Origin of the sequence: Brevibacillus sp. HD3.3A (assembly GCF_013284375.2) — a bacterium.
GTDB classification, from domain to species: Bacteria; Bacillota; Bacilli; order Brevibacillales; family Brevibacillaceae; genus Brevibacillus; species Brevibacillus parabrevis.
This window is the reverse complement of record NZ_CP085874.1, coordinates 5,857,531-5,869,921: the sequence shown is the minus strand read 5'-3', so window position 1 is coordinate 5,869,921 and position 12,391 is coordinate 5,857,531. Positions and strand designations below refer to the sequence as shown.

7 protein-coding genes are annotated in these 12,391 nt (G+C 52.4%); 3 read left to right on the top strand and 4 right to left on the bottom strand.

The genetic code is table 11. The features are described from left to right. The first annotated feature begins 34 nt into the window (after positions 1-34). Positions 35-1,996 (top strand): bifunctional metallophosphatase/5'-nucleotidase, encoded by a 1,962-nt coding sequence (locus tag HP435_RS27405; RefSeq protein ID WP_370641113.1) that lies wholly within the window; start codon positions 35-37, stop codon positions 1,994-1,996. A gap of 105 nt (positions 1,997-2,101) precedes the next feature. Here HP435_RS27405 and lplT read toward each other — a convergent pair whose 3' ends face one another. The 4 genes from lplT to HP435_RS27385 form a co-directional block, all read right to left on the bottom strand. Next, positions 2,102-3,292 carry a lysophospholipid transporter LplT gene (gene lplT, locus HP435_RS27400; protein WP_122962447.1) on the bottom strand — a complete coding sequence of 397 codons (1,191 nt, stop codon included), beginning with the start codon at positions 3,290-3,292 and terminating at the stop codon, positions 2,102-2,104. Position 3,293: 1 nt separating this feature from the next. After that, positions 3,294-5,402, bottom strand: coding sequence for an AMP-binding protein (locus HP435_RS27395; RefSeq protein WP_173599553.1), 2,109 nt, complete (start codon positions 5,400-5,402; stop codon positions 3,294-3,296). Positions 5,403-5,509: 107 nt separating this feature from the next. Further along, positions 5,510-6,148: a response regulator gene (locus HP435_RS27390; RefSeq protein WP_122962449.1), complete on the bottom strand. Its 639-nt coding sequence runs from the start codon at positions 6,146-6,148 to the stop codon at positions 5,510-5,512. Positions 6,149-6,173: 25 nt separating this feature from the next. Beyond that, positions 6,174-7,544, bottom strand: a complete 1,371-nt coding sequence (locus HP435_RS27385) for a sensor histidine kinase (protein ID WP_122962450.1) — start codon at positions 7,542-7,544, stop codon at positions 6,174-6,176. A gap of 258 nt (positions 7,545-7,802) precedes the next feature. On the opposite strand from HP435_RS27385, the gene HP435_RS27380 reads away from it, so the two are divergent. Both HP435_RS27380 and HP435_RS27375 read left to right on the top strand, forming a co-directional pair. Beyond that, on the top strand, positions 7,803-9,560 hold the full coding sequence (locus tag HP435_RS27380) for a methyl-accepting chemotaxis protein (protein WP_122962451.1): 1,758 nt from the start codon (positions 7,803-7,805) through the stop codon (positions 9,558-9,560). A 146-nt stretch (positions 9,561-9,706) separates the two neighbouring features. After that, positions 9,707-12,385: a sigma-54-dependent transcriptional regulator gene (locus tag HP435_RS27375; protein ID WP_122962452.1), complete on the top strand. Its 2,679-nt coding sequence runs from the start codon at positions 9,707-9,709 to the stop codon at positions 12,383-12,385. Positions 12,386-12,391: the final 6 nt, after the last annotated feature.

The following is a 12,391-nucleotide window of genomic DNA, read 5'->3' as shown; positions in this document are numbered from 1 at the left end:
GGCAAAAAGCTTGATGAGCGTAGCGATGACCACAATGGTGCTGGGCAGTGCCTTGGCGGGAATCGCTGCACCGACAAAAGCGGCGGAAGCGCCGACCAAAATCACGCTGTTGGGCACATCTGACATCCACGGCCGCTTCATGCCATGGGATTATGCGCTCGACGGCCCGAATACAAACGGCAGCCTGACGCAACTGTTCACCATGATCAAGGACATTCGCAAAGAAAATCCGAACACCGTACTGGTCGATGCAGGTGATTCGATACAAGACAACTCCGCTGAACTGTTCAACGACCAGCCGCAGTCGCCGATGATGGTCGCCATGAACGAAATGAACTACGACGCCTGGGCGTTTGGCAACCACGAGTTCAACTTCGGACTGGATGTACTGGACAAAATCAGCGGCCAGTATAAAGGGGCAGTTCTCGCGGGCAACATCTACAAAGAAAATGGCGAGCGTTTCTTGCCTGCTTATACGATCGTAGAGCGCGCAGGCGTAAAAATCGGTCTGATCGGCATGAACACGCCAATGATTACCGATTTTGAAAAAGGCACCGACCATCTGGATGGCCTCGTGGTCAAAAATCCGGTAGAAGAAACGAAGAAAGCCGTAAAAGAACTGCAAGGCAAGGTAGACGTCATGATCGGCGTCATGCATATGGGCATCGAGAACGAAAACGGCATTCCAGGCACAGGCGTAGCTGATATCGCCAACGCCGTACCGGAGCTGACCGCCATTTTTGCGGGCCACATGCACAAACTGGTGAAAAAAGAAGAAATCAACGGTGTGCTGATTTCCGAGCCGGACAAATACGGTACGCACCTGTCGCGCATTGATCTGACTTTTGAAAAGAAAGACGGCAAAGTTGTGCTGACCAGCAAGGAAGCGACTGCTTTGCCTGTAAAAGGCGCTGACGGCACTCCGGCTGTTTCCGATCCTGAGCTGGAAACGAAGCTCAAGCCGTTCCACGAGTTTGCCCGCGCAGATGCGAACATCGTTGTTGCCGAGCTGAAAGGCATGAACCTGGTGCCGAAAAACGAGGTGGAAGGCATCCCGACTGTGCAAATTCAGGAGACGCCACTGTCCGACTTCTTCCACGAAGTGATGCTCTACTACAGCAAGGCAGACGTCGTCGCTCACCAGATCGACAACGACAAGGCCAAGCTCGATGTCGGCCCGATCAAGAAAAAAGACATCGCCTACAACTATCAGTACACATTCGGCGAAATCACAGTATACAAAGTGACCGGAAAAGATTTGAAAGATTACATGGAGTGGGCAGTAGGCTACTTCAATTCCACTCGTCCTGGCGACGTAACTGTCAGCTTTGACCCGAAACGCCGCGCTTCCAAATACAGCACCAACGACTTCTTCGGCGGCGTGAAATACGAGATTGACCTGACCAAGCCATACGGCAGCCGCATCACCAACTTGCGCAAGCTCGACGGAACACCAATCAAGCCAGAGGACAGCTTGAAGCTCGGCATGAATGCGTACCGGATGGAAGCCCTGCAAGCAAAAGGCGGCGCGCTGGAAGGACGCAAGTTCGATCAGCTGTGGACGTCCAAAGCAAATGATGCTTTTGGAGAAACAGGCGGAACAATCCGCAACCGCGCTATCGCGTACTTGCAAGAAGTGAAAAAAGGCGTATATGAGCCAAAAGTGCAAAACAACTGGAAGATCATCGGCGTCGACACCTCTGCTCCTGAGCGCAAAGACGTAGTAGAGCTGATCAATGCTGGCGTCCTGAGCGTTCCGAAAACAGAAGACGGCAAATACACCAATATCGCTTCGATCAACATCAAAGATGCGGTGACCAAAGAAGAAATCGCGGAACTGACAGCGAAGGCAAAAGTCGACGCAGCGAAATTCGCGAACGTGAAAACAAAAGGCGAGTTTTATCGCCTGCTGAACGAAGCGAGAAAAGCAGCGGCGGTCAAGGAAGCGCAAGCAACCCCTGCTGCCCCTGCGACGACTACGCAACAGAAGAAATAACGCAGCTTGGTCTCGAACCGCACCAAAAAAGCCGTGACGCTTACAGTCACGGCTTTTTGCTGTTCAGGCGGTCTTCTTTTCGCAGCTTTTTCAGGAACTAATCGACTAACCGACGATTCGCTTGCGATGCTTCACCAGGTACAGCAGGAATACGAGCAGCAGCAAGCCTTGGCCGACAATCGCTGCGGAGATGGAAGCGCCGAGGTAAACAATCAGGTAGTAAATTCCCGAGCCGGCTGCCATCAGGAAATTCTCGATAAAATTTTGAATGGCGATGGTTTTCCCGGAGCCGACCATCTTTTTGCCTTCTTCTTGCAGGACGGTGTTCATCGGAATGATGAATACTCCTCCCATGAACCCGACCAAAAGCAGCAGGGAGATGGCGATGCCGATTACGTGAATCCACGGGAACAGCACGATGATGAGAAACATGCCGAAGCCGTAACCGACCGAGCGCGTGAAGCGGGACAGCGGAATCAGCTTCGGTGCGAGAAACGCGCCGATGATGATGCCGATGGAAGTCGTAGCCAAAATCAGCGAGACGGAGAAGCTTTGCGGATTGATCCCGAGAGCGACGGGAATCCAGGCCAGTACAGCTACCCGCAGGACAGCGGAACTCATCCAGAACGCCCCTGTGCCGATCAAAGAAAAGCTCGTTTCCGGGCGGTTCATCAAGTGCTGGAAGTCGATGAAAAAGCGGCGAGCTTCCGCACCGTATCGAATCAGGCTGTTTCCTTTGATGCGCGGGATGAAAAAGGTCATGCCCAGTGACAGCAAGTAGAGAGCGAGACAGATGCTCGACGACAAGAGCGGTGCGGTCGTGGAGGCAATCGCTCCGCCTCCGCCGATTCCGGTCAAAATGGCGACGATCGTATACGCTTCGATGCGCGCATTGGCCTGGAACAACTCATTTTCATTGCGCGTCAGCTCTGGCAAAATGCCGTACTTGGCAGGCGAGTATACGACGGCTCCCACGCCTACCGTAAAGTAACTGAGCATCAACAGCAAAATGCTCGAATGATCGATCACAAACAAGAGTACGACGCCGAGTGCTTTGATCAAGTTCCCGATCACCAGGACAAACGATTTGGCATGTTTGTCGGCAAAAGGTCCGACGAGCGGAGCCAGAAATACGTAAGGCAGAAAAAAGGAAATCGATACGAGTGCGAGCATCGCGGGAGAAAAACCGTTCTCCCGCAACAAGTTGGCGATGACAAACAAAATCATGTTGTCTGCAAAAGCCGAAAGGAATTGCGTGAAATACAGAGCTTGCAATGGTTGTAGTCGCGTTTTCACATCAGTTTCCTCCACTTTCTGCGAGTTGCTTCAGACTGACGTAATCGGTTTTCCCGCTCCCGAGCAGCGGCAATGTCTTGATGAACTGCATGGTGCCAGGGATGAGCAGTGGCGAGTATTGCTTTTCGGTCAAATACGAGCGCAGTTGACCGAGCGCCACATTTTCGTCTGTCGTAAACAGCAGGACGCGCTCGCCTTTTCGCTGATCATTGACGGTAATCGCAGCGAAGCCGGAATGTCCAAAGCATTGCATCGCCAATTCTTCAATCAGATTCAGCGAGACCATTTCGCCGCCGATCTTGGCGAAGCGTTTCAGTCTGGACTGGATGCTGAGAAAACCTTCCTGGTCGGCTGTCACCAAATCTCCGGTGTGATACCACTCTTCTGCCGGAACGAAGCCTTTTCCGTGGATCAGGTAGCCTTTCATGACGTTCGGGCCTTTGACGAGCAGTTCTCCGCCTGCGTCGATTCCGGCAACAGGGTCCAGGCGATACGACATGCCAGGCACCAAGCGTCCCACCGTACCGGGTTTGTTCGCCAGCGGCGTGTTCAGAGCGAGAATCGGTGCCGTTTCGGTTGCCCCGTACCCTTCAAAAATCCGCACGCCGAATTTCTCCATCCACAGCTTGCGAACATCGTCTTTCAGTTTTTCCGCTCCTGCGAACACATAGCGTAGCGAGTAAAAGTTATACGGGTGCGCCATTCGTCCGTAGCCTGCCATAAACGTCGAGGTGCCGAACAAAATCGTCGCGTTCTGGTCGTACACCAGCTCCGCAATCGCCTTGTAGTGCAGCGGGCTAGGGTACAAGTAGACGGGAATCCCTTTGACGACTGGCAAAAGCGTGCCGGCAGTCAAGCCGAAGCTGTGGAACATCGGCAATGCATTGAAAAACTTGTCGCGGCTCGTAATGTCGATCATGCTGGTCACCTGCTGGATATTCGCATACAGGTTGGTGTGCGTCAGCACGACGCCTTTTGGCTTGCTTTCGCTGCCGGAAGTGAACAGGATCAGCTCATTGGCGCCGTGCGCCGCTTTTTTGCCAGTCAGATAGGAGCCAAAGGCAGCCAGTTTGTCAAAAGCGGTCGCCGATGCTTTCAAATCTTCGAGATAAATCACTTGCATGCTCGGCGACAGGCCAGCGATGATGTGATCCAGCTTGCCTTTTTCGATGAAGGCGCGCGATGTCAGGATCGTGTCGATATGAGCCGTCTCGCAGCAGTCCAGAAGCGAGCGGATGCCGAGCGAAAAGTTCAGGATCGCAGGCGTTTTTCCGATCGAAAACAAGGACAGCAACGTAATCAGGTGACCGACCGAGTTCGGGAGGAACACGCCGACCACTGGTTTTCCCGTCAGCGGCTGCTGCAATTTTTTGCCGAGCAAGTAGCTTCCGATCAGCAACGTGCGATAGTTGATCGCTGTGGTCAAGTCTTTGGCGATTTCCATTTTTGATCCGTTAAGGCGCGCGGCTGCAATCGTTTCATCGAACAGGTTTACATTTTGCTTCATTCGGCTTTGAAAAATTTCATCTTGCAACGTACGGAGGATCAGGTCATTGGCTGCTGCTTTTTGCTCGCGCATCGAACGGTTTTCTTCGCGTGCGATGGTGAACGGGGTGCCTACGGTCATAGTGACGAGTGGAAACAGTTGGAGACGCAGCTTGCCTTTCAGATAGGAGAAGATCGAGCGCTCCAGTCCGTTGATCGCGATCGGATAAACAGTCGCGCCCGTTCTCATGGCGAGGTAGCCTACGCCGCTGTAAATTTTCATCAGGCCGCCAGTCGTCGTGATGCGGCCTTCCGGAAAGATCACCAGCGTCTCCCCTTTGCGGATCACCCGCAGCATATGGCGGATCGAGTAAGGGTTCAGCGGATCGATGGCGATGTGCTTGCGGAAGCGCAGGAAGAAGGCGAAGCGCTTGGCGATCTCCGTGTTGACGACGAAGGTCGCTCCTTTTGGCAAACAGAACGACAGGAGCACCGCGTCCAGCAGGGAGACGTGATTGGGAATGATCAGAGACGGCTGCGTCAGATCGATTTTGTTTAGTCCGTGAACGCGAGGTCGAAACCACAGCATTAAAATCATTTTCAGGAAGGAATGAATGAGGACCATGTGGACCACACCTTTACAAGGAATAATGGCGTTGCTTTATGTTTTCATTGTAAGGAGTGGGGGAAGTAAAAAAAGTACCAACATTCATTGGTACCTGGTAATAAGACCTAGAACAGCTTCTTTTGGCTGGCTTTGGAGGCCGCTTCCTTGCTCGTTTTCACGCCCATTTTTTTCAGGATGCGGTTGATGTGGTTTTTGATCGTGCGCTTGGTGATGTGCAAGGATTGTTCGATTTGCGTCTGGGTTTTTCCTTGGTGAATCAGTTGGAGGATGTCCTTTTCTGCCGGGGAAAGCAGCTTTTGGTTCTCCTCGTTTTTCAGGCGCAAAAACTCGTTGCGCAAAGCGGCTGCGGCGGTCGGGTGAATCGCCGACTGGCGGTTGTGGGCAGCGCGGATCGCTTCGGGAATTTCCTTGAAGCTGGATTTGCTGATGTAATTGACGGCACCAGCGGAAAAGGACTCGACGATGACGTCCTCGGCTGTCAATGACGTCAGCATGATGATTTTACAGTCCGCTTGCAGGGAAATCAGCTCCATGGCCGTTTCGATGCCATCGAGATTGTTTTCGGTCAGGTTGATATCCATGAGGACGATGTCAGCGCCTGCGTTCAAAAACCGCTCCACAGCTTCTGCTTTGGTCCCTGCCTCGCCGACCACGGCCAGACCCGGCTCTTTGTTCAAGTAATCGATCAGACCTTTTCGCCAGACGGGATCATCTTCTACGAGAAATACTTTGATGGCTTCCATGCCGATAGCCCCCTTCCTGCTTTCATCAATGTGTTATGACGCGTTTTTTCGGGAAGAACAGAAAGACGGTCGTGCCTTTTCCCTGCTCGCTGTATATTTCCAGCATTCCTTGATGTTTTTGCATGACATTGTAGCAATAAGACAGGCCAAGCCCGAAGTTTTGTCCGGTTCTTTTGGTAGAGAAAAACGGATCGAGGACATGCGGCAAATTTTCTTTGGAAATGCCTGTTCCCGTATCCGCAACGGCGATGACGAGATGCCGATTGGACAAAAAGAGCTGCACATGGAGCTTTCCGCCGGAGCGCATCGCTTCGATCGCGTTCATGCACAGATTGGTCAACACTTCCCGCAGCTGCACGGCATCGCAGCGCAGACGAAGGCTCTCATCCAGCTCGGCTTCCACTTGAACCTGATATTTTTCCGTGTACGGCTTCAAATTGTGGATGACTTGTGTGACGATTTCGCTCGGCGCAGTAGGGGACTCTTGCAGCTCCACGTCGCGCAGCTGGGTTTGGATGCGGTTCATCATGTCCAGCATGTGCTGGGACGATTGCAGGAGCACTACGGCATCTTCCTGTAAGCCTGGCTGGTTTGTTTCCTTTGCATACGTTTCGATGCGATCCGCGTACAAGGAGATTTTTCCTGCTTCGTTTTTGATCGTATGATTAATGATTTGCGCACCGGATGTGAGAGCACGCAGCGTGCTGTCCAGGCGTCTTTTTTCTACGCGCAGCCGGACGCCGAGGAACCCGTATTTCAGGCTGATGGCGACAATCAGAATGAACTGGATGGCGACGACGAGCATGTTGTACCGCCAGGCTTCGTAATCGTTTTGGATGCGCATGACGTAAATAAAAATAAAGACGAAAAAGAGCGGGACGATAATCAGCACGTTGGTGAAAAAGCTGTTCTTTTTGACCAGCGGGTCTTTCTCGCTCCGGTACTGTACGATGAGCAGCGTGCACGAAACCAGAAAAAAAGGAATGACCCAGGCGACCATGATCCAGTAGTTGAAGGCCAAAACCGGGTGGATCGGCGTAATGGCAAGCATCGAGACCGGGAAGCAGAGCGCAGCAAACTGCGTGATGAGTTTGGTTCTGCGCGCAAGAAACTCCGCCGAATGCACGGCGAACATGAGAAACGAATAAGGCAGTCCGACCTGACAAATAAAAGACGACAGGCGGCTGAGAAAAAGCAAGGTTTGTTCTGTACCAGGCGTCATGGTGAACATCTCCGCCCAAAGCGGCATGATCGTTTCATCGATGACCGCAGAGAGAAAGCCAGCCCCTCCGACAAAGGCAGTGGCACAGGCCCAGCGGATCGACGTCCGTTTCGGGTCGGTGAACAGAGCCAGCAGGCCCAATGCCCACATGGTGAACAAGGTGAAAACCATCATGGCAATCGTGATCTCCTGTCAGTCATGATAAAACCATTATATCGTACCTGCGGAGAATGAAACGAAAATTAATCAACTGTCCATGAAAAGCGAACAGAGACGATCTGCGGGGAAGAGTGAAAAAATTGTGACAGATATGGGTATTTTGAACTATATGCTCTGTTCCTGATTCCAAAAATCGCCTATGATGGTATTCATGCAGATAGTCATACAGAACTCATTTTTATTGATCATGAGACGCGGAGGAGAAGCAGACGAATGATGTCATTTATGAAAAAGCATCTGATTGTTCGTATTTTGTGTGTCATCATCTCCGTCTTGGTTCTGGTCGCTGCGGGAAACATTGCCACGCAGATTGTGCAGACGAGAGATGCGGTTGAAGAAGGAATCAACAATTACAACATGCGCATTGCAGAAAGCTATGCTGCTCAAATGAAGCCGGAGCAGTATGCTGATTTTCTGAAGCAGCCGAAGGAAACGGACCTGTACTGGGAGCTTAGACAGGAGCTGGATGTGTTCCGCACACAAATCGGAGCGATTTACGTCTACTTCGTACGATTTGATGAGAATCAAGTGCCGAAAATTATGATTGATGGACGTCCGCCCAACGATCCGGCTGCTTCTCCGATTGATGAAGTGACAGATATGCCCCCAGATGCTGTGAAGGCGATTATGGCGGGGAACAAGGCAAGCTCGCCCATTATCGAAAATCCGGAGTACGGGACTTACATATCGGCGTATGTTCCTGTCAAAGACAAAAGCGGTGCAGTGCTCGGGGCGTTGGGGATTGATACCGATGTAAAGGTGTACGAGCAGTTGGCGACCAACGTGCTGTGGAAAAGCGTTCCGATCTACATCCTGATGCTCGTTGTCATGTTCGCGGCTGTGCTCGCGATTGTCTGGTTTGTCCAGCGGGCATTGCGTCCGTTGCATGTCGTCAAGGAGAGCGCGGAGAAGCTGGCCGAGGGCGATCTGGCGGCAGCCGGAGTCATTTTGCGTTCCTCTCCGGTAAAGTCCGTGGATGAAATCGGCACCGTCTATCAGTCTATGCTGACGATGTCCGAACATCTGCACAGCCGGGTTCGCGGACTGGTAGTGAATATGGACAAGACGTCCGATCATTTGGTCCTCTCATCGAAAGAACTGGCAGTGAGTGCCGATGAGATGCTGGAGATGGGAGAGAGCATGAATGACAGCGTCAAAGTCATTTACGACGGAGCGCACGCGCAAAAGAAAAGCGCGGACGACAGTGCGAATGCGATTGAAGAGATTGCACTTGGCATAGCGCGGATCGCTGAATCTTCCGCTACGGTGTCCGATGCTTCCATTCACGCTTTGGAAATCGCCCAATCCGGTGACGCGGCAATGAAACGGATGAGCCAGCAGATGCAAGACATTTCGCTTTCGGCTGAGCAGACTTATGAGATCGCCAAAAAATTGAAAGCGTATTCGCAGGAAATCGAGCATGTGCTAGGCACGATCCAAGGCTTCACGGAGCAGACGAAAATTCTCGCGCTGAACGCCTCGATTGAAGCGGCGAGAGCGGGCGAACACGGACTTGGCTTTACGATTGTGGCGCAGGAGGTAGGCAAGCTGGCGAATGCCTCGGCCGCTTCTGTCCAGCAAATCACTGCTTTGTTGGGCAACATCGGAAAAGACTCGGAGAAAATCAGTGTCGAGATGGAGACGGTCACGACAGAGATCAAAGAGGGCGTAGAGTTGTCGACTGAAGCAGAGCGATCGTTTTTGCATGCGGTCAAGGCGTTCATGCTGGTCAGTGAGCAGGTGCAGGAAGTATCCGTCACGACAGAGCAGCTGTCTGCCGGGTCTGAGGAAGTAGCGGCTACGGTCAACAGCATTGCGCACATCGCTTCCGGTGTGAGCGAGCAGACGGAACAGATTCGGACGATGACGAACAGGCAGCTAGAGATGATGAAACAAGTCTACGATGCTTCTGCTGTCCTGAATGCCAACACGCTGGACATGAGAAAAGCGATTCAGCAAGTCAATGTATAGCGACTGTACACAGCCACCCTGTCTGTTTGGAAGGGTGGCTGTTTTTTCGTGATGAGGCATGTACATCCATCATATTCATGGGTAAGCAGGTTTTTCCAAAATGTTGTTGAAATGAAAACGGACAAGTTGTGAGGCAGGTGATCGCAATGAAACGAGTGGATTTCATTTACCAGAAGCTGCTTGATTCAGGTCCTGATACAAAGCTCAGTGCAAGCGAGCTGGCTGAGCTGCTGGGTCTTAGCCGCGCCAACGTAAGCAGTGATTTGAACCGTTTGTGGAAGGAAGGCCGCATCGAAAAGGAGGAGGGGCGTCCTACCCTGTTTTATGTCAAACAGGCGAAGGATTCGCTCTACCTGGCGCAAACCGCATTGGACAGGCTGGCGAAGAAAAACAAAAGCCTGATTACGCGCATCGAGCAGGCCAAAGCGGCTGTGCTGTATCCGCCGCGCGGCATGCATTGTCTGATTCTCGGGGAGACGGGAGTGGGCAAGTCGTGGTTTGCGGGCATGATTCACGAGTTTGCTGTAGATATCGGCCGTCTGGACAAGGGGGCGCCCTTCATCGTCTTTAACTGCGCTGACTACGCCAACAATCCGCAGCTTTTGATCAGCCAATTGTTCGGAGTCAAAAAGGGCGCGTACACCGGAGCGGAAATGGATCGCAAAGGCCTGGTAGAAAAAGCGGACGGCGGCATTCTGTTTCTCGATGAGGTTCATCGGCTGCCAGCGGAAGGCCAGGAAATCTTTTTTACCTTCATGGACAAAGGGACGTTCCGGCGGGTCGGCGAGACGGAAGTGGAACGTACGGCTCAGGTGCAAATCGTCATGGCGACGACCGAAAATCCGGAGTCGAGCTTGCTCAAGACGTTCATGCGCCGCATACCGATGGTGATCAAGCTCCCCTCATTGCTGGAGCGGGGGATGGAGGAGCGTCTCGGGCTCGTCATGGAAATTTTCCGTGAAGAAGCGTTTCGCTTGGGCCGGGAGATTCAAATATCAGCGAGCGTGTTGCAGGCGTTTCTTTGCTATCACTGCCCCAACAACATCGGACAACTGAAGACCGACATCCAGCTGACCTGCGCCAGCGCTTATGCCGAGTATATCTCCCTGAAAAAGCATGTTTTGCACATCTCCATTCAGGATGTGCCCCATCACGTCAAGCAGGGACTGCTCATGGCAAAAGACTACAGGCAGGAGCTGGACGAGCTGATTGGCACCGAGCACAAATGTTTTGTCGTGCAGCCCTCCGAGGAAAGCATCTGGTTTGGCGGCGAGCAGGAGGATGCTGCCAACAGCGTCTATGAAAAGATCGAGCAGAAAATATACGAGCTGCAAAATCAGGGCGTCAGCGAAGAAGAGCTGGAATTTGACATAGAAAACTACTTCACGACTTTTATCAAAGGGGTTCATCAGCGAATCAACAAAGGAGATATGGCACGTATCATTGATCCGATCATTATCCACCTGGTCGAAGACATCGTGCGCTATGCGGAAGCGAAGCTGGAGAAAATTTTGAGCCAAAAAGTAATCTTCGGGCTGGCGCTGCACATCCAGACGTCAAAGGAGCGATTGTCGCAAGGGAAGCAGATCGTCCATCCGCATATCAACAGCGTGCGGCTCAAGTACAAAAAAGAGTTCGCTGTAGCATTGGAATGCGTGCGGATGATCGAGGAAGCTTTGCTCATGGACTTGCCGATTGGCGAAGCGGGCTACCTCACCATGTTTTTCGTGCTGGATGACGAGAGCATGCAAGAGGAGCGGGAAACGGTGGGCGTGCTTGTCATTACACACGGCAGCGGAGGCGCGACAGCCATGGTCGATGTGACCAATCGGTTGCTTGTCACCCAATACGCGCGGGCAATTGACTTGCCGCTGGAAGAAGACTCCATGCTTGTGCTGGAGCAGGCGATCAAGACAGCGCGGGACATCGGCAGCGCATCCGGCCTGCTTTTGCTCGTCGATATGGGCTCGCTGCTCGGTTTTGGGGAAATGATCGAAAAGGAACTGGGAATCCCGGTAAAGGTAGTGCCGATGGTGAGCACCCCGCACGTCATCGAAGCGACGCGCAAGGCCATGCTCGGACATTCTTTGGAGGATGTGTACCGCGATGTCGTCAGCATATCGATGCTGCATCGCGAGGAGCTGCCCAAGGAGCCGCCAGCCAAGCTGTCGCCAGCTTTGACGATTGTAGCAGCCTGCCTGTCGGGCGAGGGCAGCGCGCTATTTTTAAAACAACTGCTGGAATCGCGGCTGCGCTATGACGAAAAGCTGTTGGAATTTGTGCCGCTGCAACTGCTGGACAAAGCACAGGCCAAAAGTCGGCTGAAAAAAATCAAGGAAGAACGGACCGTTTTGTGCGTCGTGAGCAATTACATGCTCGATCGCGGCTTGCGCTGCTACAGCATGGATGATGTGATGAACGGCGAGGCGCTGTCCGATATCCAGCAGCTGATCGACCTGGAAGAAGCGTACGTGAAAATGAAACAATCGCTCAAAGAACATCTGAAAATGGTAAAAGGGCAGGACATTCTCGATGACGTCAGGACGTGTGTGACCCGCATGGAAGAAAGACTGGGCAACACGCTTACTTTTGATACGAGAATCGGAGCCTATTTGCACATTTGTTGTCTCGTCGATCGGCTGAAAGCAGGAGAGCATTCCATCGCGTATACAGACAAAGCCGTATTTTTAGCGGGCAATCGCACGCTGCACAACCTGATCCGCCATGAGTTGCAGCCGTTGGCAGACAAATACGACGTGACTTTTAGTGAGGACGATGTCTGTTTCGTCATGAATTTCTTCATACACAATAAAACACTGGTGTAGCTAGTG